Here is a 23,309-nt window from a genome sequence, read left to right as displayed (position 1 = left end):
AAAGAAATGAATTTTGCTCAAGCTTTGACATTACCTAATTTACGTTTTATTTTTGATGGGTTATTAGTAACTCTCGAGGTAGCGGTTATTTCGATTATTTTTAGTTTTATCATTGGTGGGATTTTAGGTGTTATCCGATTTTTACGTATACCATACTTATCCAAAATAGTTGGACTGATTATTGATATCATCAGAAATTTACCATTACTTTTAATTATATTCTTTACTTATTTTGCGTTGCCTCAAATTGGTATACAGTTTAGTATTTTTTGGTCAGCAGTTGTGGCATTGACGATTTTTGAATCAGCAATGCTATCTGAAATTATTCGAGGTGGGATTGAAGCTGTACCTAAAGGACAAATGGAAGCGGGTCGTTCAACTGGTCTTAATATTGCTCAAACAATGTATTATATTGTATTACCACAGGGGATTAAATTGATGGTTCCTCCGCTTGTTAGCCAGTTTGTTTCGTTAATTCGTGATACATCGTTAGCAGTTGTGATTTCTTTACCAGAGTTGACACACAATTCTAAAATTATTTATGCCCAATACCCTAGTACAGTATTGGTGATGTTCATCATCATGACAGTGTGTTATTTTGCCATTTGCTACTCACTATCGCTTTTTGCGAAACGATTTGAATTAAATTATCAAAAATAATCGAACGAATTTGTTCGGTTATTTTTTTAGGCAATAATCTTGTAGTCAATTCGATAAAACGCTACAATCTATAAAGTAAGTTAATAGAAATGAGGAATTATTTTATGTTATTAGGGTCTCATGTTAGTATGAGTGGAAAAGATATGCTGTTAGGGTCAGCAAAACAATCAGCAGAATATGGTGCATCAACTTTTATGATTTATACAGGTGCACCACAAAATACACGAAGAAAACCGATTGAAGAGTTAAATATTGAAGCAGGTCGAGAATTTATGCGTCAACATGATTTAGACATTAATAAAATAGTGGTACACGCTCCTTATATCATCAATCTTGGTAACACAACGAAACCACAAAACTTTGGGTTTGCCATTGACTTTTTACGTCAAGAAATTGAACGTGTGTCAGCTATTGGTGCAACACAAATAACAATGCATCCTGGTGCCCATGTTGGAGCGGGAGTTGATGCGGGGGTTAACCAAATTATTAAAGGATTAAATGAAGTGTTAACAAGTGATCAAACACCACAGATTGCGCTAGAAACGATGGCAGGAAAAGGAACAGAAATCGGTCGTTCATTTGAGGAAATCGCACGAATTATTGACGGGGTCACACATAACGATAAATTATCTGTGACGTTAGATACATGCCACATTAACGATGCTGGGTACAATGTTCGTGAAGATTTTGATGGTGTGTTAGAAGAGTTTGATAAAATCATTGGTTTGGACAGATTAAAAGTCATTCATGTCAATGATTCTAAAAACGATCAAGGCTCACATAAAGACCGTCATGCGAATATTGGCTTTGGGACAATTGGGTTTGATGCATTAAATTATGTGGTTCATCACGACCAATTAAAAGAGTTACCGAAAATTTTAGAAACACCTTTTGTAGGTGAAGATAAAAAAACAGCCAAAGCACCATACTATCATGAGATTAAAATGTTGAAAAAAGGAGAATTTAATCCTAATTTGTTAATAGATATTGAAAATAATGCCTAAATTTGTTAAAAGAGTCTTTTCATTGACGTTATTTTCTAGTACAATTGATTATTGTGGAGTAGATTAATTGGAGGAAGGAGCGTCGAAAAGATGAATACTGGATTAGCTATTTTATTCATTATTATTGCCCTAATTTTAGGAGCAGTCGGTGGATTCTTTTTAGCAAAGAAAACATTTGAAGATCAATTACAGAAAAATCCTCCCGTTAATGAGGATATGTTGCGTATGATGATGTCACAGATGGGTCAAAAACCGTCAGAGAAGAAAATACGTCAAATGATGCAAAACATGACAGCTCAAAACAACAAGAAGAAAAAATAGTTGTTTTGTTTTGGAATGAATAAAAAACATAAAAAACGGGTGCTTTTTCGCACCTGTTTTTTTATGGTCAAAAGGAGTGAACAACTTGAGCGTTTTTAAAAAATTAGCTTGGTTTTTCAAAGAAGAAAAGAAAAACTACATTATCGGTGTAGGGGCATTAATTTTAGTTGCTATTATTCAGTTATTACCGCCGAGAGTGATTGGGATTGTCGTGGACTCTATTGCTGATAAAACATTAACCGTTCAAAAATTAATGTTTTGGGTTGGATTATTAGTATTAGCAGCTATCGTGGTGTATTTATTGCGTTATGTGTGGCGAACACACATCTGGGGTGGTGCAGCTAGATTAGAAAAACGTATGAGAAAAAGGTTGTTCCATCATTTTACTCAGATGGACCAAACGTTTTATCAACGGTATCGTACAGGAGATTTAATGGCACATGCCACAAATGACTTAAACGCCATCCAAAACGTGGCTGGTGGAGGGATTTTAACCTTTGCTGATGCGTTTATTACAGGAGCTATAACGGTGATTGCGATGATTATTTTCATTGATTGGCGTTTAACATTACTAGCGTTACTACCGTTTCCACTGCTTGCTGTGTTATCTAGTAAACTTGGAGACAAGTTACACGCAGCGTTTAAAGAGTCACAAGATGCGTTTTCAAGATTAAATGATAAAACGCAAGAAACAATTACCGGGATAAAAGTGATTAAAACTTTTGGACAAGAAAAAGAAGAAATAGAAGATTTTAAAGAAAAAGTGGATTACTCTGTTAGAAAAAATAATCGCGTCAACTTTTTAGATGCATTATTTGATCCACTGATTACAATTATTATTGGGTTAAGTTACATTATTTCAATTTCGCTAGGTGGCTACTTAGTTAAAACTGGAAGTATTTCAATTGGACAATTAATCTCATTTTTTAACTATATTGGGATGTTGGTTTGGCCAATGTTCGCAATCGGGCGTTTCTTTAACATTTTGCAACGAGGGAATGCAAGTTATGACCGTGTTAATGAATTATTAAGTGAAAAGTCAGCGATTATAGAAATGAAAACAGGTGTATCTCAGCCAGCAAAAGGAGATATCCATTATCACGTAGACAAATTTAATTACCCAGGTGATGAGGTAACAGCATTAGAACATATAGATTTTACCTTACATGAGGGAGATACTCTTGGAATAGTTGGTAAAACTGGAGCAGGGAAAACAACATTACTAAAACTGTTAATGCGTGAATACGATGATTATGATGGTGAGATATTATTTGGTGGTAACAAATTACAACATTATACATTGGATGCACTACTTCATTCGATTGGTTATGTGCCGCAAGATCATTTTCTGTTTTCGATGACAGTAAGAGATAATATTCGATTTGGTCGCCCAAAAGCATCACAAGAATTAGTCGAAACGATTGCTAAACAAGCAGCAGTACATGATGATATTATGGGATTTAGTCATGGCTATGACACAATGGTTGGAGAACGTGGTGTCTCTCTTTCAGGTGGTCAAAAACAACGTATCTCGATTGCACGAGCCCTATTAACAGAACCAGAATTATTAATTCTAGATGATGCGTTATCTGCTGTTGATGCTAAAACAGAGGAATTAATATTATCTAGTTTGAAAGAAACAAGACAAAATAAAACCACGATTATCACGACTCATAGATTAAGTAGTGTAAAACATGCAAAAGAAATCATTGTGATCGATGAAGGAAAAATCATCGAACGAGGCACCCATAACGAGTTGATTGCGTTAAATGGTTGGTATAAGAAAATGTATGACCATCAACAACTTGAACAAAAAATTGAAGAGGGGCTAAACTAATGGAAGAACAACAATCAGCATGGTCGAAGTCGTTTACGATGAAAGAGCAAAAAGAAATCGTTAAGCGTTTGATAACTTTTGCTAAACCGTTTAGAAAATACTTTGTCGGCTCATTAGTATTTGCCGTGTTACTTGCGGTCGTTAATATTATTTTGCCGAAAATTTTGCAAGTGTTTATGGATAATCATCTAACAGATACTAGCGTGACGACACAGACGATTTTATATTTTGCTGCCCTTTATGGTTTAGGAACGTTATTTAAAGCTATTGTATGGTTTGGGCAATGGATTTTATATTACAAAGGGTCATTGCAAACATACCAATCTATCCGTGTTAAATTATTCTCCAAACTACAAATGATGGGCATGAGATACTTTGACCAGACACCTGCGGGATCAATTGTTTCTCGTGTGACGAATGACACTGAAACGTTATTTGATTTTTGGTTAGTTTTCTTGATGGTTTTATCTGCGTTATTTGGTATCGTGGCGTCATTTATTGCCATGGCAACGATTAATGTGCAATTAATGTTTGCTTGTTTGATCTTTTTCCCGATATTACTGGTGATTATCTGGTATTATCAAAAATTTAGTTCAAAGATTTACCGCAACATGCGTGAGCGATTAAGTCAATTAAATACAAAATTAAATGAATCCATCTCAGGTATGCAAATTGTGCAATACTTTAGACAAGAAGAACGTCTTGAAGAAGAATTTGAAGAAAATAATAATGACTACTTAAAAACAAAGTATGCCATGATTCGAACTAATTCATTACTTCTTGCACCAATTATCAACTTACTTTTTGCTTTAGCAACCGCGATGATTTTAGGGTTCTTTGGGTTTAAATCATTGAATTCATTAGTTGAAGTTGGGATGATTTATGCGTTTATTTCATACGTACAACAGTTTTTTAATCCAATGACACAGATGATGGATTTTTTAAGTACATTTCAAGATGGTCTTGTCGCTGGAAGTCGAATTATGCGTATTTTAGATCATGAAGAATTAGTGCCACAACAAAATGAAGGAGCTAATGCAACCATCACAAACGCTAAAATCGAGTTCAGAGATGTTAGTTTTTCTTATGATGGAACACATAATGTATTAAATAACATTAGCTTTGTCGCCAATCCAGGTGAAACAGTGGCGTTAGTTGGTCATACTGGAAGTGGTAAAAGTTCCATTATCAATGTGTTGATGCGATTTTATGAGTTTTATGATGGTGATATTTTAATTGATGATGTGAATATCAAAGATTATCCAATGGAAGAATTACGTGAGAAAATGGGATTAGTCTTACAAGATGCGTTTATGTTTTATGGTGACATTTCAAGCAATATTAGATTGTTAAATAACGCTATTACAGATGAGCAGATTGTTAATGCGGCAAAATTTGTTCAAGCGGATAAATTTATTGAAACATTACCTAAAAAGTATCATGCACCTGTTTTGGAAGGTGGATCAAGTTTTTCAAGTGGCCAACGTCAGTTGATTTCATTTGCCAGAACAATCGTCACTGATCCGAAAATTCTAGTATTAGATGAGGCAACTGCTAATATTGATACCGAAACCGAAACGCTGATTCAAGAAGGATTAGAGAAAATGCGTAAAGGTCGTACGACGATTGCCATTGCACATAGATTATCTACTATTAAAGATGCCAATCTTATTTTAGTTCTTGAGAAAGGTCATATTGTTGAAAAAGGAACTCATGATGAGTTAATTGATGAAGAAGGGTTATACTACGATATGTATCGTTTGCAAAACAATCAAATATAATATAATAAAGAAGAATCAAAAAAACAGACTCAGAAAATAATTTTTTTCCCGAGTCTGTTTTTTTGATTTGTTAACATGACAGGCTAGTCAACAAGATACACAGAAGAATCGAAATATTGTTCGATGAATTCAATTTGGTCATATATTTCTTCTGCTGTATAGGTTTCACCTGAAGATGAGATAACCCATTTGGTTTCAACATCGTCATGTCGTTTGACAATGGCGATGAGGACACCATCAAATGACTCAATAGGTGTTTGAACAGTTCGTGATAAAATATAGGCACCTTGTTCTTTCCCGTTTCCTGTTATGATGTTTTTGACATAGCCATAGTTGATTGGATAAACAGTTCCAAATTCATTTTGATACCCAAGAGGTCTGTCTATCGTGACGTTTATTAAACGAGTCATAAATAACCTCCTTTTTCTTAAATTGTAATCCATATTTTAGGATTAAGCAATTCAAAAAGAAAAATAGAAAGAAATTATTCTAAGAATTTGCTATAATAGAAAAGGATTTGATCAGAAAGGGTGTTCGTACCAAATGACGCAAAAACATAATTTATTGGCAGGTCTAAATGACAAACAACAAGCTGCCGTTCAAACGACACAAGGGCCTTTACTTATTATGGCTGGTGCAGGTAGTGGGAAAACAAGAGTCTTAACTCACCGTGTCGCTTATTTAATCGATGAAAAAGGGGTTAATCCTTGGAATATTTTAGCTATTACCTTTACCAATAAAGCAGCCAAAGAGATGAAGGAACGTGTGGTGTCGATTCTTGGAACAGTTGGTGAAGACGTGTGGGTCTCAACTTTCCACTCAATGTGCGTCAAAATGTTACGACGTGACGCTGATTTAATTGGCTACAATCGTCAATTTACCATACTTGATGCTAGTGACCAACAGACATTGATTAAACGGATTTTAAAAGAGGAAAATATTGATCCTAAAAAACATGATCCACGCAGTATTTTATCGCAAATTAGTCAGGCAAAAAATGAGTTATTAACGCCTGAATTATATGAAGAGCGCTACAATGGTTATTTTGAGCAGATTGTGGCAATATGCTATAAGAGATACCAAAAAGAACTTCGCAACAATCAATCAATGGATTTTGATGATTTGATTATGTTAACAATTCGTTTATTTAAGGAAAGTCCTGAAACCTTGTCTTATTATCAAAATAAATTCCAATACATTCACGTTGATGAGTACCAAGACACAAACCATGCTCAATACACATTGGTTAACTTACTGGCGAAACGTTTTAATAATTTATGTGTTGTGGGGGATGCGGATCAAAGTATTTATGGTTGGCGTGGAGCTGATATGCAAAATATTTTAGATTTTGAATCAGATTATCCTGATGCTAAAACAATTTTGCTGGAACAAAACTATCGTTCAACCAAACATATTTTACAAGCGGCAAATAGTGTGATTAACCACAACCAAAACCGTAAGAAAAAAGAATTATGGACAGATAATCAATCAGGCGAAAAAATTGTGTATTATCGTGCTAACTCTGAACGAGAAGAAGTGCAATACATTGTGACTACCATTCAACAATTGAAACAACAAGAACAACGCTCATATGGTGATTTTTGTGTGTTATATCGGACGAATGCCATGTCCCGTGTGATTGAAGATACGTTTTTAAAAGCAAATATCCCTTATAAAATGGTTGGCGGGCATAAATTCTACGACCGTAAAGAAATCAAAGACATTTTAGGTTACTTAAAAGTGATTTCAAATGAAATGGATTCATTAAGTTTTGAGCGTGTGGTGAATAGTCCAAAACGAGGCATTGGACCAGGAACCATTGAAAAAATCAGAGAGTTTGCTGATATGCATGGTTGGTCGTTACTTCAAGCAACAGTTGATATTGATTTAACCCCGATTACTGGCAAAGCGAAAAAAGAGCTTGGTAATTTTGGGAAAATGATTATGCAATTAAGAAAGATGATTCCGTTTTTAACAATTACGGAATTAGTCGAACAAGTGTTAGATAAAAGTGGTTATCAAGAAGATTTGGTGAAACAAAATTCGCTTGAATCTCATTCACGTTTAGAAAACTTGGAAGAGTTCTTAACTGTAACCAAAGAATTTGACAAGCGTTATGAAGCGGGAAATTATGAAGACGAAAGTGAAAATGATGAAGATAAACTCGCGTTATTCTTAAATGATTTGGCACTTGTTTCTGATATTGATTCATTAGAAGACGACCAAGGTCAAGTTACCTTTATGACACTTCATGCGGCGAAAGGACTTGAGTTTCCTTATGTCTTTTTAGTTGGGATGGAAGAAAGTATTTTTCCACTATCTCGTGTGGTTTTAGAAAGTGATGAACTAGAGGAAGAACGTCGTTTAGCTTATGTGGGGATTACCCGGGCTGAAAAACAATTATTCTTAACGAACGCATCAAGTCGTATGTTGTATGGACGTACGCAATACAACCGTCCGTCACGTTTTTTAGAAGAAATTGACGATGACGTATTAGAAAAAGTTGGAGCAGTGCATAAAGTAGCTAGCCAAAAACCGATTGGTGAAAAATACCGTCGTGCAACGTATCAACAGCCAACGACAACAGCCGTTACGGCGAAAAAACAAACAGGTGGCGAAAAAGCACCATGGCAACCAGGTGATAAAGTCGAACACAAAGCGTGGGGTGTTGGAACGGTTGTTAAAGTGAGTGGAGACGCCAAAGATATGGAGTTAGATGTGGCATTTCCTTCTCAAGGGATTAAACGTTTATTGGCCGCTTTTGCACCTATTACAAAAGTAGATTAAAAAGAGGTGACCATTTTGGGTATTGATGAAGCAACAAAACGTGTGGGCGAGTTACGTCACACGTTAAATGAATGGGCACGCGCTTATTATGTGAAAGATGCGCCACTCGTTAGTGACCATGAATATGATAAGTTATACAAAGAATTAGTGAGTTTAGAAGGACAGTTTCCAAAACTTGTAACAAGTGATTCTATCACGCAACGAGTGGGCGGAAAATTACTAGACGGGTTTCAAAAAGTAGAGCACACGACACCAATGATGAGTTTAAGTAATGCCTTTAACGAGCAAGACTTACGTGATTTTGATAAACGCGTGAGAAAAGGCACGAGCAAACCCATTAGTTACATGGTAGAATTAAAGATTGACGGCCTGGCGATTAATTTAACTTATGACAATGGACAATTTGTTCAAGGTGCAACTCGTGGAGATGGTGTCGTAGGGGAGGATATTACGCAAAATTTGCGTACCGTTCACTCTATTCCACTATCACTGCAAACACCTGTGACACTGGACGTTCGTGGTGAGTGTTTTATGCCAAAAGAGTCGTTCGTTAGACTAAATGAGGAACGTGACAAAAACGGCGAAAGTGTGTTCGCGAATCCGCGTAATGCAGCAGCGGGGAGTTTACGTCAACTTGATTCATCTATCACAGCCAAACGTCAGTTAAGTACGTTTTTATATACAATTGCTAATCCTGAAGAATTAGGATTAACAACCCAAACAGACGCATTAGATTATCTAGATAGTTTAGGATTTAAAACGAATCATCAACGTGAACTTTGTGCCACGATTGATGACGTGTGGCAATACATTGTCGAATTTAGCGACAAACGTCACACGCTCGATTATGAAATTGATGGTATTGTGATTAAAGTCAATGATTTTGATGCACAAAATGAATTAGGTTATACAGTAAAAGCCCCTAAGTGGGCGATTGCGTATAAGTTTCCGGCTGAAGAAGTTCAAACAGTCTTACGAGACATCGAGTGGACAGTTGGACGAACGGGCGTTGTAACGCCAACTGCGGTGATGGATCCGGTGCAACTAGCTGGAACAACCGTTTCACGAGCTAGCTTACATAATTGTGATTTGATTGCTGAAAAAGACATTCGATTATTAGATACAGTCGTGATTTATAAAGCTGGAGATATAATTCCTGAGGTCACTCAAGTTGTGTTGGATAAGCGATCTGAAGACAGTCAGCCGTATGAGTTTCCAACACATTGTCCGACCTGTCATTCTGAATTGGAGCGTATTGAATCAGAAGTGGCATTAAGATGTTTAAATCCGGCTTGTCCAGCTCAAATTAAAGAAGGACTAAATCATTTTGTGTCACGTAATGCCATGAACATTGATGGATTAGGCCCTCGTGTGTTAGAACAAATGTATGAAAAAGAACTTGTCAAACAAGCAGCAGACTTGTACTATTTAACGCAAGAGCAATTATTAACGCTTGATAAAATCAAAGAAAAATCTGCTAATAATATTTTAGAGGCCATTGCAAGTAGCAAAGGCAATTCATTAGAGCGATTGTTGTTTGGTTTAGGAATTCAACATGTTGGATCAAAAGCTGCTAAAATTATTTCAAGTGAATTTGGTACGATTGATAAAATTATCGAAGCGGATAAAGAAAAGATTTTTGCGATTGACACGATTGGACCAGTGATGGCTGATAGTATTATCAAATATTTCTCGATTCCAGAAACATTGGAACAAATTGACAAACTAAAACAAGCTGGGGTGAATATGACGTATCTTGGTGTGACAAAAGAAGACATCACATCAATCGAGTCCCCATTTAAAGATAAAACGATTGTTTTAACTGGAAGTTTGACACAATTTAAACGAGCTGAAGCCAAACAAAAGATTGAGTCGTTAGGTGGAAAAGTGACGGGTAGTGTGTCGAAAAAAACGGATATGGTTGTTGCTGGAGAGGAAGCTGGTAGCAAGTTAACCAAAGCACAAGAATTAGGAATTGACGTTTGGAGTGAACAACAAATGGTTGATGCCATAAACGCGTCACATAAAACAGAGTAAAAGGAGAATTTTGATGACAATTTCAAAAGAAGAAGTACTACACGTAGCAAAATTATCGAAATTACGTTTTTCAGATAGTGAATTAGATGAGATGACAAAACATTTAGGGAAAGTCACTGACATGATGGCAAATTTAAGCCAAGTCGACACAACAGATGTACCATTTACTTCAAGTGTGACAGAAGAAACAAATGTCTTTAGAGAAGACATCGCCGTTAAAGGTGAAAGCCGTGACGAATTATTTAGCAATGTTCCTGAAACACAAGATGGTTACATTAAAGTGCCAGCAATTATGGATAACGGGGAGGCAGGAGCATAATGACTGAATTACAACAATTAACAGTAAAACAACTAAGTGAGGCGTTAAATAAAAAAGAATTAAGCTCACAAGAGGTTGTGAAAAGTGGTTTTGATTACATCAAAGAAACAGAGCCAACGATTGATGCCTTTATCACATTAAGTGAAGAAAAAGCATTAGCAGAAGCGAAAAAAATTGATGACTCACCACGTAGTGAATTAACACCTTTAGCTGGTATTCCAATTGGGATTAAAGATAATATCGTGACAAAAGACGTGTTAACAACCGCAGCAAGTAAAATGTTGTACAACTTTAACCCAATCTATTCTGCGACGGCAGTAGAAAAATTAGAATCAGCTGGACTTGTGTCTATGGGTAAATTAAACATGGACGAGTTTGCGATGGGTTCTTCAACTGAAACGTCGTACTTCAAGAAAACAAAAAATGCATGGGACCAAACAAAAGTACCTGGTGGCTCTTCAGGTGGGTCTGCTGCGAGTGTGGCAGCTGGACAAGTTCCTGCTTCTTTAGGTAGTGATACAGGTGGAAGTATCCGCCAACCAGCGTCATTTAACGGTATCGTGGGGATGAAACCAACTTATGGACGCGTTTCTCGTTATGGGTTAATTGCCTTTTCATCAAGTTTAGACCAAATTGGGCCAATGACTCGTACGGTGGAAGACAATGCCATGATTTTAAATGCGATTTCTGGACATGATGCAAAAGACAGTACAAGTTCTCGTCGTGACACACCAGATTTTACAAACTTAATTGGTCAAGACATCAAAGGAATGAAAATTGGTGTACCAAAAGAATTCATGGGTGAAGGGGTTCATCCTGATATTCGTCAAGCCGTAAAAGAAGCGGTGAAAACATTTGAAGCGCTTGGAGCAACAGTAGACGAAGTTAGTTTACCAAATGCGGTTTATGGCGTGGAAGTTTACTATATTATTGCCTCATCAGAAGCATCATCAAACTTACAACGTTTTGATGGTATTCGCTATGGTTACCGTTCAGAAAATATTTCAAACTTAGAAGACGTATATGTTAACTCACGTTCTGAAGGATTTGGTTCAGAAGTGAAACGTCGTATTATGCTTGGAACATTCTCTCTAAGCGCCGGATTTTATGATGCATACTTTAGAAAAGCTGGACAAGTTCGTACCTTGATTGTCAATGACTTTAAAAAAGTCTTTGAAAACTACGACTTGATTTTAGGACCAGTATCACCAACTGTGGCATTTGAATTTGGTGCCGCTCAAGATGATCCAATCACAGCATATATGCGTGATATCTTAACCATTCCAGTTAACTTAGCTGGTTTACCAGGCATGAGTGTTCCTGGTGGATTTTCTGAAGGATTGCCAATTGGGATTCAATTAATCGGAAATCATTTTGATGAAGAAAAAATGTATCAAGCAGCGTATGCGTTTGAACAAGCAACTGATTTCCATAAAAAACAACCTGTTATTTTAGGAGGTAAAGCATAGTGAATTTTGAAACAGTCATTGGGTTAGAAGTCCATGTAGAATTAAAAACCGAATCAAAAATCTTTTCAACGTCTGCCGCTCACTTTGGTGCAGACCCAAATACCAATACAAACGTGATTGATTTTTCAATGCCAGGTGTTTTACCTGTTTTAAATAGAGGCGCACTTGAATATGGTATGAAAGCAGCTTTAGCACTTAACTGTAAAATCAACCATCACACAAATTTTGATAGAAAAAACTATTTTTATCCAGATAATCCAAAAGCTTACCAAATTTCTCAAGATGACAAACCAATTGGCTATGATGGTTGGGTTGAAATCGAAGTAGAAGGTAAAAAGAAAAAAATCCGTATTGAACGCGTGCATTTAGAAGAAGATGCGGGTAAAAATATTCATGGTACTGATGGTTATTCATACGTCGATTTAAATCGTCAAGGCACACCACTTATTGAGATTGTATCTGAAGCAGATATGCGTTCACCTGAAGAAGCTTATGCTTATTTAGAAGCCATCCGTTCAATCATCCAATTTACTGGTGTCAGTGATGTGAAAATGGAAGAAGGGTCAATGCGTTGTGATGCCAATATTTCTCTAAGACCTTATGGACAAGAAAAATTTGGAACAAAAGCAGAACTTAAAAACTTGAACTCACTAAACTACGTGAAACAAGGACTTGCTTTTGAGGAACAACGTCAAGCAAAAGTGTTAATGTCAGGTGGCATTATCCAACAAGAAACACGTCGCTATGATGAATCAACTAAATCAACTATCTTGATGCGTGTTAAAGAAGGGGCAAGTGATTACCGTTACTTCCCAGAACCAGATATTCCATCAATTGACATTAGTGAAGAATGGGTGGAAGAAATCAGAGCATCATTACCAGAAATGCCAACAGCTAGACGTATTCGTTATGTGAGTGAACTTGGTTTACCTGAATATGATGCAATGGTATTGACTCTATCTAGTGATATGTCTGACTTCTTTGATGCCACAGTGAATAACGGAGCAGATGCCAAACAAGCCTCTAACTGGTTAATGGGTGAAGTATCAGCTTACTTAAATAGCGAGCGCTTAGAGTTACTTGAAACAAAACTAACACCAGAAAATCTTGCTGGGATGATTAATTTAATCGCAGACGGCACAATTAGTTCTAAAATTGCGAAAAAAGTGTTTAAAGAATTAATCGAAAATGGTGGAAACGCAAAAGAAGTCGTAGAAGCAAAAGGATTAGTCCAATTATCTGATCCAGCTCAATTATTGCCAATGATTAATGAGGTATTAGACAAAAATGAACAGTCAATCGAAGACTTTAAAAATGGAAAAGATCGTGCCGTTGGGTTCTTAGTTGGCCAAATTATGAAAGCAACAAAAGGAAAAGCAAATCCAGGAGTCGTGAACAAATTACTAAAAGAGGAATTATTGAAACGTTAAATTGACAACGTTCGATATGAAGGAGCAAGTTAAATGAGAGCAAGATTAATTTATAATCCAACATCTGGAAAAGAGTTGTTAAAACGAAATTTAGCGGATATTTTAATGGTGATTGAAAAAGCTGGATATGAAGCCAGTGCCTTTGCGACGACACCGGAGCCTTTTTCTGCCAAAAAAGAAGCAGCAAGAGCCGCGAATGCTGGTTTTGATTTGATTATCGCAGCAGGTGGTGATGGCACGATTAATGAAGTGATTAATGGTATTGCTCCACTAGAAAAACGCCCTAAATTAGCAGTTATTCCTGGTGGAACAACCAATGATTTTGCTCGAGCGTTGCAAATTCCGCGTGATAATGTGGTGAAAGCAGCAGAAGTGATTTTAAAAAATCAAACCATTAGATCAGATATTGGAAAAGCTGGGAACACATATTTTATGAATATCGCAGCAGGTGGTTACTTAACTGAATTGACCTATGAAGTACCATCTCATCTGAAAAGTGTTTTTGGTTATCTTGCCTATTTAGCAAAAGGAGCAGAGATGTTGCCACGAGTGAAAACAATCAAGATGCGTCTGAAATATGACGATGGTGAATTTGATGGCAAAGCATCCATGTTTTTCTTAGGGCTAACCAATTCAGTTGGTGGCTTTGAACAAATTGTTCCCGACGCTCAGTTAGATGATGGGAAATTTTCACTGATAATCGTGAAAACAGCCAATGTATTAGAAATCATGCATTTGGTTGCTTTGATGTTAAACGGTGGAAAACACATTGACGATCCTAGAATAGAATACATTAAAACGTCAAGGTTACACGCTGAAGCCTTTGATGATGATTACCGTATGATGATTAATTTAGATGGGGAATATGGTGGAGATGCCCCAATGGAATTTATAAATTACAAACAACACATAGAAATTTATGCTAATTTGGATGAAATACCTGAATCGGCTATTTCAATTGATGAAGAAGAGGCGTCTGATCGATTTATCGAAGAAGTCGAACAACTCACTCAAGAAGATATTAATGAAGACGGTACTATTTTTGGCAATAAAGAGTAGTACGTGCACTGTTTAAAAGAGAAAGAGGATTTTATGAAAAAACAAAAAATAGAAGCACCAGTGAAAAAAAATGAGCGTTTAGTTGTTGATATCGTCGATATGACCTATGACGGACGTGGAGTAGCAAAAGTGGATGGTTTCCCCATTTTTGTTGAAGCAGGGATTACGGGTGAGCGGGTAAAAATTCATGTAATGAAAGTCATGAAAAAATTTGCCTTCGCAAAAATTATGACATGGGAAACGACAAGTGAAAACCGATTTGAAGCGGTGGAAAAAGATTTAATTCGTACAGGGATCGCCCCACTACATCATATGAGCTATGATGCGCAACTTGATTTCAAGAAAAATCAAGTGACTCAAGCGATGAAACGAATTGGTGGTTTTGATGAATTAAACGTTGCGGACGTTTTAGGTATGGAACACCCCTTTGCTTATCGTAATAAAGCACAAATTCCAGTTCGTATGATTGGTGCTGACATTGAACTTGGTTTCTTTAGAAAAAATAGTCATGACTTAATTGTGGTAGAAGACTTTTTAATTCAAGATAAAATGATTGATGAGATTTTATTATTCTTGAAAGAAAGACTTAGAAAATATTCAATCAAACCATATGATGAAAGCCAACATTCAGGACATCTTAAAAGCATCGTGATTCGCAAAGGTCACTATTCAAATGAAGTGATGGTTACTTTTGTGACACGTAAAAAGAAAATTTTCTACTTACATGATATTGTGACTGAACTGGTGGAGGCATATCCAAACGTGGTATCTGTGATGCAAAACATCCAACCAAACGTGACAAACAAAGTCTTAGACGAACGTTTGAATGTCTTATACGGTAAAGATAGCATTAGTGATGAGTTATTAGGTAAGACGTACCATATCTCAGCGCAGTCGTTCTACCAAGTAAACACTGAACAAGCTGAAAATCTTTATAAAAAAGCCATTGAGTTAGCTGATTTGAAAGAAGATGATGTGGTTCTTGATGCGTATTGTGGTATTGGAACTATTGGCTTGAGTATGGCTAACAAAGTGAAGAAAGTGTACGGCGTGGAAATCGTGCCAGAAGCGATTGAAGATGCGATTCATAACGCTGAAATCAATAACATTACAAATGTTGAATTTAAAGCCGGATCAGCTGATAAAGTTCTAAAAAATTGGACAGCAGATGGTATTAAATTTGATGTGATTGTCGTTGACCCACCAAGAAAAGGGTTAACAGAAGGCTTTATCAAACAATCAGTTGAATTACAACCAGAAAAAATTGTTTATATTTCATGTGATCCAAGTACGATGGCACGTGATATGAAACTGTTTGCTGGTTTAGGCTATACAAGTGATACTGTTTATCCAGTCGATATGTTCCCACAAACGACACATGTTGAGACGGTGGCATTGATGTCAAGGGCAAATAAGTAAGGGTGTAATAAGATAAGTAAATAAAGGCTTTCCGTGGTTTGAGGTCTGGTTTTAAGCCGGAAGGATAATCACGGATTTTTGCTTTGAGGGAAGTTATCCAAAAAAGTGAATTAGAAAAAACATCAGTAGATATTATTCTTGAATTAGTGAGTTGATAAGATAATTAACAAAATAATGATGAGTTGACAAGATGTATGTTAGTTTCTAATTGATAATAAATAACAGCAAACAATATAAAACATATTGAAAACCGCTAGAAACTATGCTAGGATATATAATAAGATGCTATCAAACTATACTAACTGATTTCGAGGTGATGAAATGATAGAGCAGAATGAGAAGTGGATAAATATTGATGAGGCTGCTGAGTATTTAGGTGTTAAGCCAGGAACCTTACGTAATTGGATTCGCAAAGGCAAAGGACTACCCGCACATAAAATCGGAAAACAATGGAAATTCAAGTGTACGGAGCTAGATACTTGGGTGAAGAGTGGTAAGAGTGCTATTGAGTAAGACTGAAGAAAGAGAGGCAACATATAAAATGGATTTAGGCCAAGTATTTACAAATAATATTGTAGCAAAATATATGGCGTCTCTATTTAATTTAGATAAGAATGACTCTATTCTTGATCCTTGTTTTGGAGATGGCGCATTTCTGAAGGCCTGTATGTATCAAGGATATAATAATATTAGCGGATATGAATTGGATGAGAATCTTTTTAATGAGGTACGAACTATATATCCTGCACTTAATTTATTTAATGAAGATTTTTTAAGTATAAACAGTGATATGAAATTCGATGGAGTAATTATGAATCCTCCCTACATAAGGCAAGAAAAAATAGATGATTTAAAGCAATATGGAATCACAAAGGAAAGACTACGGGAAAATAGGATTTATGAAACTCTACCTAAGACAGCTAATCTTTATATGTATTTCATACTTAAATCAATTGAATTATTGAAAAATAATGGTCAGTTGGTAGTCATCTTTCCGAGTAGTTGGTTAAAAACTCGAAGTGGTAAAGGTTTTGAAAAAACTCTCTACTCACAATGTACTATGAAACAACAGATACATGTTTCCGGAGAGGTCTTTGAAAAGGAAGCGTTAGTAGATGTTGTGATTTTGCATTTGTTGAAGGGTAAGGCTTCAGTTGAACCCCAGTTTAGAAAATTAGAAATAAGAAGTGGTGAGCTTATTGATAAGAAACTTCTACCTCTTGAAAAGAACGATTTGAATTTCAGTACAGGTTTCTCGAAGTACGCACAAGTAAGACGCGGATTGACAACTGGCTTTAATGCCATGTTTATTAATCCTGATCTAAAAGACAATGTATCTAAAGAAAAGCTTGTACCTATTATCTCCTCCCCTAAATCTATCAAAGGGTTTAGTACTGAAACTGCCGAGGTAGATATGTTGCTTTCATTATCCATAGATGACAAATTGAATGATGAAGTTAACGATTATCTTACTAACTGGAAAGAATCAATCTTAGAAGAAGCCTCGCCAAAAACTTTATATAAAAAAATACAACAGGGTTCTCCTTGGTATACTATAAAGCCAATAGATAGTAAAGGAATTTTATTCAGTTATTTTGTACGAAATGATATGAAGTTTATTGACAACGAAAAAGGAACATTAGTAAGAGATAATTTTTATGTTATTTATCCTAAAATTGATAAAACGCTATTGTTCGGTTTGCTTAACAATTACTATACATATTTTCAACTTGAGAAATCAGGTAAGAAGTACGGTGCAGGATTATTAAAATTACAGCGTTATGATATAGAGGATTTAATATTTCCTGATATCTCATTGATTTCTCAGCATGATAAAGAGGAAATATGTAAGCTATCTGAAAAGTTGTTATTCAGAAATGATATTTCTTATGTTAGAAAGATTACATCAATTATTTCTTCTTACTCAACTATGAGCTATGAAGAAATAACTGATCAGTTTACTGAACTGAAAAAACACAGACTGGAGGGATATACTAATGGCAATTAGCGTCGCAAGTCTATTTTCTGGAGGTGGAGGGTTAGACCTTGGGTTTAAAAAAGCAGGGTTTAATATTCTATGGGCCATAGACAATAATAAAAACGCGGTATCGACTTACAAAGCAAATATCGGGAACCACATTATTTGTGATGACATAAATGCCATTGACTTGGTAACTATACCACATGTTGATGTTGTTATAGGTGGGCCACCTTGTCAATCATTTTCTCTTGCCGGTAAAAGGGATGTTGAAGATGAGAGGGGCCAATTAGTTTGGAGATATATTCAAATTATTAAGCACATAGAACCAAAAGCGTTTGTCTTTGAAAATGTAACGGGTCTTCTTTCCGCTAAAAACGCTAAGGGAGAAAAGGTTATTGAACTCTTAAAAAGTGCTTTTATTGAAATAGGCTATTTAATTTCTACTAAGGTAGTGAATGCAGCTGATTACGGGATTCCTCAAAAAAGGAAAAGGGTTATTATTGTTGGATTGAGGAACGGAGAATCTTTTGAATTTCCTGCTGCAACGCATTGTGAAGATGGCTCTAATCTAAAACGCTATGTAAGTGTGGAGGAAGCGCTTGGAGACTTACCTTTAGCTGTAAGTGATGAAAAAGAGACTGCAAAATATTTGATTGAACCCCAAAGTGAATATCAAAAAATCATGAGAGGTAAAGGTGAAATTACAGAACATCTCATTCCTCAAATGAGTGAGCTCGATAAATATATCATTTCGCATGTTAAGCCTGGTGGAAATTATATGGATGTTCCTCCAGACGTGAATTCTGCAAGAATCAGGAGACTACAGAGAGATGGTGGACACACAACTTGTTACGGTCGTCTAAGGCCAGATGCACCATCGTATACAATTAACACATACTTTAACAGGCCGAATGTTGGGTGCAATATACACTATTCTGCAGACCGTCTAATAACTGTTAGAGAAGCACTGAGATTACAATCCTTTCCCGATTCATATAAATTAGTATCATCAAGCAAGCAAGGTAAAAATCTTATTGTAGGAAATGCTGTGCCACCAATATTGGCGGAAATTATTGCTAAAAAATTAAAAGAATACATTTAGGAGGAGAGCTTATGTGGATTTCATATTCTGATTCAGAAGTTAATAAATTTCATCCTGTGTGTGAGAGAGCATTGAATCGTGCTCTTCTCTTACTTGAAAAAGGTAGCGAATATAGAGTTTTGCATCATCAATACACAGGCTCGCTAGAGATGGATTACGTTATACAAAACATCATTACCGGAAAATATCTCTGTGTTGTTGAGGTTAAAAGAACCCCTTCTGATATCCATAGTGCGAGATATCAGTTCCAAGCCATGTCATATGTACAAATGAATGCTAACGAATCGGAAAAACCCTTCTATATCCTTACTAATTTAGAATATGCTTTTGCTTTCAGATATGATTCAAATAGGCCTCGTGTTTTTCAGCAAATGCTAAAGCCAGGGCTTTCGAACATAGGCAGTTTTGTTGACGATGATGAAGAAACATTTGCTAATAAATTGGCGGAATATTTTAAAGAGAGGATCAATGAATATTGTAACAACTCTTATGAATATCTGGTGACTTTAGAAGAATTTGCTGAACACATGGAACGCCTTAAAGGACAGCCGAAAAGGTGGAAAAGCCACTTGGCTGTATTACTATATGAATATATTCGAGGGGCATTTACATTTTTAAACAGAAATGATTTGCCAGATATAAGGGTATTTAACAATAATATTGCACGTATTTGTAATGAGGCGGCTAGAGTAAATTTTAAAGATATTTTTGATTACACTGAAGATAAGTTTGAAAATGAAACTAATGTGGATAACTCTTCTTTAATTAATCTATATGATTTCGGCAACCAAAATGTTTCTGGAGATTCAGTTTCTGGTATTTTACATCAGATAGTTTCTGCAGGTCATGAACATGAAGGAGAGGTTCCGACTGATTTGGAATTAGGGAGAATCGTTGCTGAATTAGCAAAATATATTAATGGTAATTTAAATGCTGATGACCTGCTATGCGATCCTGCTGCTGGCAGCGGTAACTTAGTTAGTGCAGCAGTAGAGACGCTAAACTTAAGACCAACACAGATACTTGTGAATGACTGGAATCCAAGACTTTTAGAATTATTATCTTTGAGACTAGGATTAAATTTCGCAAGAACTGTTTCTCGTGATAATTCCCCTAAATTACATAATAGTAATATTGTTGATTTGGATAATAGTTTTTTTGAGAATGTAAAAATTATTGTAATGAATCCTCCTTTTGTGGCTGGAATTAATTGTGTAGAGAGAAAACAAGAAATTTATAGAAAAATATACTCTTTGACGGGAGAAAATTCTAATACAAATATTGGTCAAATGCCTTTGGAAGCTCCCTTCCTTGAGTTAATAACTCACTTAATTAGACCAGGAACAACAATTGCCTGTGTGTTTCCAAAAACTCATCTAATGGCTCGAGGTAATGAAGCCCAGCTAATTAGGAGGTTAATTCTTAATAATTTGGGCTTAAGAGTAGTTTTTACATACCCAGGCAATGAAATATTTGATGAAGTTGTTAAGGATACCTGTGTTCTAGTCGGTAAAGCAATGCAACCTAGTGATTCAATAGAAGTAATTTCTAGTTATGAGAAGATACCAGATTTAGATACACATCGTTTTTCACAATCCATATCAAATGAATTCACAGTTGACTTTACATCAATGATGCCTGGTGTTGTAGCAAAAAAAGTAACAATTGATGAATTGAGAAATAGCATTACAGATGGTTGGCGTTCTTTGAATAGTGAAATGGTTGATGCAATTTCTTTTGTTAAGGCAAATTTCGAGACTGCTCCATTAATGAGAACTTTAGGGGAGTATGATTTTATAGTTAGGCCAAAACGTGGTAATGCAGGGAATAACGGTGGCAGCGATATCATGTTTTTTAAATCAAGAGAAGATTTGTATAGCCAATTTGAAAATAGAGGTATAGTTCTTAAAGCTGGATTGAGAAATGCGAGATTAGATACCCTTGATATCGGTGAGGGTGATTCAGTATTTTTGGACGTGGCATCAAACGATGAACAAATAATAGACGAAATTATAGATTCTTATATTCAATTACCTGCTCGTGGGGGTAGACAACAAAGACAAGAGAAAACACATCAAGAGTGGAAACGAATTCTACAGAGAGAAAGTCGAAATGGGTTCAGTCAAAATTCTGTTCTTGTTCCTCGCGCCATTAGAACGTCAGGTAGAGCATATTTATCTACAAATCCGGTATTTGTTTCAACTAATTTTGTTGTATATACAATGTCAACTTATGAAGAAGCATTGCTGCTGTCTACTTGGATGACAACCATTTTTTATCAGTTGATTTGTGAAGTAACATCTAAAGACCAAGAAGGAATGAGGAAGATGGAGGTTGCTGATATTAATACAACTTTTATTCCTCAACTTGATATGGTTTCTTTAAATACTCGGAATCGTATAAATGAAATAAAAGATGAAATTGTATTTCTTAATTTAAAGAATCCCGAAATTAGAGATGTCGATAAAATATGGGCTGAAGAACTGTTTGGCGATGAGGCTAACGGAATTTTAGAAACAGCACAAAGTTTATTATGTTTCTTGGCACACAGAAGGAATTCATAAAGGTATAAATGGTGGTTATACGGCTGGCTGGATTATATTAGAATTATAAAATATATTTTTAATTAATAGGAGGTATCGCAATGAAACGATTATGTTTTGGTACACTCATGCACATATTGTATCAAGCTCGTAACCAAAAAATTACGAATGATTTGTTGTGCGATGCCATCTTTTCTTCTTATTCTCAAACAACAAATTCTTATGATAGTTCCATGCCTGGACACCTCAAAAGTGGCCGGAATAATGTACCACCAGATGTGATTACCGCTGCCAGAGATACATCATTTGAAGATGCAGAAAGAGCATTTCAAGATAAAGTAGTTAAGTTAATAAAAGATAGTAAGCGTGAATCGGTAGTTCGTGCTATTAAAGTTATTTTGCGTGAGGACACAACGATTCAAGATCACTCTGTAATTGGATATGTTAAAGGTTATGAAAAGCTTAATATCACAAATAACTCTACATTTAGCTTATCGGCTCTTTTGGCCTCGGTGTTTTATTATGCAATAATTGAAGTAAAGAACCAAGATTGTCAAGCTGGAATAAAGGAGATCGATAAAAAGTTTGTTGAGTCTTTTGACCTATCTGATGAGCAGATTTATTTTGAAAGTGCAAAAGCTGAATCTCAAATCCCTTTACATAAGACTTTACATGACCCTACTTTTGACCGAGTATTTGAAAAAGTGTCCTCTATAAATATATTTGGTTTATCTAATCCGTCCAATGTACATATATACGGTGTTGACGCTAATAATTGCAAGTTTAAGTTTAGGGCGCTAAAGGAATATCTTGTGGATAACATAGGAAACTATGTCTTTTCTAGAGCGAAAACAAACAGACTTATTACTTCAAAGAAAAGTTATGCTATAGGTTCACAAGCTTTAATTAAATTTATGCAAGCTTATGGAGCCTCTGCAGAAACGGTCCTAGGAGAAATGCTTCTTTATGTATTTATGGAACAAGAGCTAAATGCACCTAAAATAATGAGCAAAATCGAAATAAATGATCTGGGTAGAAGCATCGAAAGTAAAAGTGATGGGGTTCACCTACTTGCTATAAATGATAATGGCCAGCTATTCCATCAGCTTGTCTTTGGAGCATCAGATGTTCATGGAGATTTAGCCATAGCGATTGACCGTGCATTCGATAAGATTATTGAGATTGAAAGTAACAGTGACACTGAATTAAAGATGGTGGAGAACACCACGCATGGAAGTATCTATGATTCTGATACAACAAATTATATGGTTAATCTTCTGATACCTAATAAAGCTAGTGTAGCAAAACCAGATATGGCCTTTGGTGTTTTCCTTGGTTATACACTTTCGTTAGGCTACACAGAAACTAATAATAACAAGTATCGTATTGCAGTCAAAGAACAGATGAAGAGAGATATTTCTGCTCTAAAGCCGTATATTGAACAGAAAATTTTTGATAACGGTATGAGTGGGTATAATTTTTATTTTTACGTTGTGCCCTTTAATGATGCTCCATTAGAGAAGAGCAGTATCATATCGGAAATGCTTGATGGGAGGTAGG

General features: G+C 35.8%; 18 protein-coding genes. 17 read left to right on the top strand and 1 reads right to left on the bottom strand.

All coding sequences use genetic code 11. From position 1 onward, the window contains the following. Positions 1 to 6 precede the first annotated feature (6 nt). From AC37UB_RS02290 to AC37UB_RS02270, 5 genes are all read left to right on the top strand, one after another. Positions 7 to 660, top strand: a complete 654-nt coding sequence (locus AC37UB_RS02290; RefSeq protein ID WP_079344656.1) for an amino acid ABC transporter permease — start codon at positions 7 to 9, stop codon at positions 658 to 660. A gap of 104 nt (positions 661 to 764) precedes the next feature. Then, complete coding sequence (locus AC37UB_RS02285) at positions 765 to 1,664, top strand: deoxyribonuclease IV (RefSeq protein WP_117972803.1); 900 nt, start codon at positions 765 to 767, stop codon at positions 1,662 to 1,664. Between the two features lie 90 nt (positions 1,665 to 1,754). Further along, entirely contained in the window at positions 1,755 to 1,985 is a 231-nt protein-coding gene (locus AC37UB_RS02280) for a YneF family protein (RefSeq protein WP_071456925.1), read from the top strand. An 85-nt stretch (positions 1,986 to 2,070) separates the two neighbouring features. Beyond that, complete coding sequence (locus tag AC37UB_RS02275) at positions 2,071 to 3,822, top strand: ABC transporter ATP-binding protein (protein ID WP_242093519.1); 1,752 nt, start codon at positions 2,071 to 2,073, stop codon at positions 3,820 to 3,822. Next, positions 3,822 to 5,603 (top strand): ABC transporter ATP-binding protein, encoded by a 1,782-nt coding sequence (locus AC37UB_RS02270; RefSeq protein ID WP_242093517.1) that lies wholly within the window; start codon positions 3,822 to 3,824, stop codon positions 5,601 to 5,603. The genes AC37UB_RS02275 and AC37UB_RS02270 overlap by 1 nt, the downstream gene beginning before the upstream one ends. A gap of 83 nt (positions 5,604 to 5,686) precedes the next feature. On the opposite strand, the gene AC37UB_RS02265 is transcribed toward AC37UB_RS02270, so the two are convergent. Further along, complete coding sequence (locus AC37UB_RS02265; protein WP_199500893.1) at positions 5,687 to 6,013, bottom strand: inorganic pyrophosphatase; 327 nt, start codon at positions 6,011 to 6,013, stop codon at positions 5,687 to 5,689. Between the two features lie 133 nt (positions 6,014 to 6,146). On the opposite strand from AC37UB_RS02265, the gene pcrA reads away from it, so the two are divergent. From pcrA to AC37UB_RS02205, 12 genes are all read left to right on the top strand, one after another. Then, positions 6,147 to 8,390, top strand: coding sequence for a DNA helicase PcrA (gene pcrA / locus AC37UB_RS02260; protein WP_490685281.1), 2,244 nt, complete (start codon positions 6,147 to 6,149; stop codon positions 8,388 to 8,390). Between the two features lie 6 nt (positions 8,391 to 8,396). Further along, on the top strand, positions 8,397 to 10,427 hold the full coding sequence (ligA, locus tag AC37UB_RS02255; RefSeq protein ID WP_490685280.1) for an NAD-dependent DNA ligase LigA: 2,031 nt from the start codon (positions 8,397 to 8,399) through the stop codon (positions 10,425 to 10,427). Positions 10,428 to 10,440: 13 nt separating this feature from the next. Then, the gene (gene gatC / locus AC37UB_RS02250; RefSeq protein WP_241699043.1) at positions 10,441 to 10,746 is read left to right on the top strand and encodes an Asp-tRNA(Asn)/Glu-tRNA(Gln) amidotransferase subunit GatC; all 306 of its coding nucleotides are present in this window, start codon (positions 10,441 to 10,443) and stop codon (positions 10,744 to 10,746) included. After that, the gene (gene gatA / locus AC37UB_RS02245) at positions 10,746 to 12,215 is read left to right on the top strand and encodes an Asp-tRNA(Asn)/Glu-tRNA(Gln) amidotransferase subunit GatA (RefSeq protein ID WP_241699042.1); all 1,470 of its coding nucleotides are present in this window, start codon (positions 10,746 to 10,748) and stop codon (positions 12,213 to 12,215) included. Before gatC ends, gatA begins: the two co-directional genes overlap by 1 nt. Continuing rightward, complete coding sequence (gene gatB / locus AC37UB_RS02240; protein WP_117972795.1) at positions 12,215 to 13,645, top strand: Asp-tRNA(Asn)/Glu-tRNA(Gln) amidotransferase subunit GatB; 1,431 nt, start codon at positions 12,215 to 12,217, stop codon at positions 13,643 to 13,645. Before gatA ends, gatB begins: the two co-directional genes overlap by 1 nt. A 33-nt stretch (positions 13,646 to 13,678) precedes the next feature. Then, complete coding sequence (locus AC37UB_RS02235; RefSeq protein WP_117972794.1) at positions 13,679 to 14,704, top strand: diacylglycerol kinase; 1,026 nt, start codon at positions 13,679 to 13,681, stop codon at positions 14,702 to 14,704. 33 nt (positions 14,705 to 14,737) lie between these two features. Next, entirely contained in the window at positions 14,738 to 16,123 is a 1,386-nt protein-coding gene (gene rlmD / locus AC37UB_RS02230; RefSeq protein ID WP_490685279.1) for a 23S rRNA (uracil(1939)-C(5))-methyltransferase RlmD, read from the top strand. A gap of 321 nt (positions 16,124 to 16,444) precedes the next feature. Beyond that, complete coding sequence (locus AC37UB_RS02225) at positions 16,445 to 16,636, top strand: helix-turn-helix domain-containing protein (RefSeq protein WP_489533478.1); 192 nt, start codon at positions 16,445 to 16,447, stop codon at positions 16,634 to 16,636. Beyond that, on the top strand, positions 16,629 to 18,131 hold the full coding sequence (locus tag AC37UB_RS02220; protein WP_490685278.1) for an Eco57I restriction-modification methylase domain-containing protein: 1,503 nt from the start codon (positions 16,629 to 16,631) through the stop codon (positions 18,129 to 18,131). Before AC37UB_RS02225 ends, AC37UB_RS02220 begins: the two co-directional genes overlap by 8 nt. Beyond that, the gene (locus tag AC37UB_RS02215; RefSeq protein ID WP_490685277.1) at positions 18,121 to 19,206 is read left to right on the top strand and encodes a DNA cytosine methyltransferase; all 1,086 of its coding nucleotides are present in this window, start codon (positions 18,121 to 18,123) and stop codon (positions 19,204 to 19,206) included. Before AC37UB_RS02220 ends, AC37UB_RS02215 begins: the two co-directional genes overlap by 11 nt. A gap of 11 nt (positions 19,207 to 19,217) precedes the next feature. Next, positions 19,218 to 21,770 carry a BpuSI family type II restriction endonuclease gene (locus tag AC37UB_RS02210; protein ID WP_490685276.1) on the top strand — a complete coding sequence of 851 codons (2,553 nt, stop codon included), beginning with the start codon at positions 19,218 to 19,220 and terminating at the stop codon, positions 21,768 to 21,770. An 80-nt stretch (positions 21,771 to 21,850) separates the two neighbouring features. Further along, the gene (locus AC37UB_RS02205) at positions 21,851 to 23,308 is read left to right on the top strand and encodes a HamA C-terminal domain-containing protein (protein WP_490685275.1); all 1,458 of its coding nucleotides are present in this window, start codon (positions 21,851 to 21,853) and stop codon (positions 23,306 to 23,308) included. The last annotated feature ends 1 nt before the right edge of the window (position 23,309 follow it).

It is taken from the genome of Vagococcus changpingensis, assembly GCF_058211775.1.
Note: the sequence above shows the minus strand (reverse complement) of the source record. Positions and strands in the feature narration are given on the sequence as shown.

Coding starts and splice junctions, on each gene's coding strand:
- pcrA (WP_490685281.1), top strand. CDS start 6,147: ATGACGCAAAAACATAATTTATTGGCAGGTCTAAATGACAAACAACAA.
- AC37UB_RS02290 (WP_079344656.1), top strand. CDS start 7: ATGAATTTTGCTCAAGCTTTGACATTACCTAATTTACGTTTTATTTTT.
- AC37UB_RS02215 (WP_490685277.1), top strand. CDS start 18,121: ATGGCAATTAGCGTCGCAAGTCTATTTTCTGGAGGTGGAGGGTTAGAC.
- AC37UB_RS02280 (WP_071456925.1), top strand. CDS start 1,755: ATGAATACTGGATTAGCTATTTTATTCATTATTATTGCCCTAATTTTA.
- gatC (WP_241699043.1), top strand. CDS start 10,441: ATGACAATTTCAAAAGAAGAAGTACTACACGTAGCAAAATTATCGAAA.
- AC37UB_RS02205 (WP_490685275.1), top strand. CDS start 21,851: ATGAAACGATTATGTTTTGGTACACTCATGCACATATTGTATCAAGCT.
- AC37UB_RS02265 (WP_199500893.1), bottom strand. CDS start 6,013: ATGACTCGTTTAATAAACGTCACGATAGACAGACCTCTTGGGTATCAA.
- rlmD (WP_490685279.1), top strand. CDS start 14,738: ATGAAAAAACAAAAAATAGAAGCACCAGTGAAAAAAAATGAGCGTTTA.
- AC37UB_RS02270 (WP_242093517.1), top strand. CDS start 3,822: ATGGAAGAACAACAATCAGCATGGTCGAAGTCGTTTACGATGAAAGAG.
- gatA (WP_241699042.1), top strand. CDS start 10,746: ATGACTGAATTACAACAATTAACAGTAAAACAACTAAGTGAGGCGTTA.
- AC37UB_RS02285 (WP_117972803.1), top strand. CDS start 765: ATGTTATTAGGGTCTCATGTTAGTATGAGTGGAAAAGATATGCTGTTA.
- AC37UB_RS02210 (WP_490685276.1), top strand. CDS start 19,218: ATGTGGATTTCATATTCTGATTCAGAAGTTAATAAATTTCATCCTGTG.
- AC37UB_RS02235 (WP_117972794.1), top strand. CDS start 13,679: ATGAGAGCAAGATTAATTTATAATCCAACATCTGGAAAAGAGTTGTTA.
- AC37UB_RS02225 (WP_489533478.1), top strand. CDS start 16,445: ATGATAGAGCAGAATGAGAAGTGGATAAATATTGATGAGGCTGCTGAG.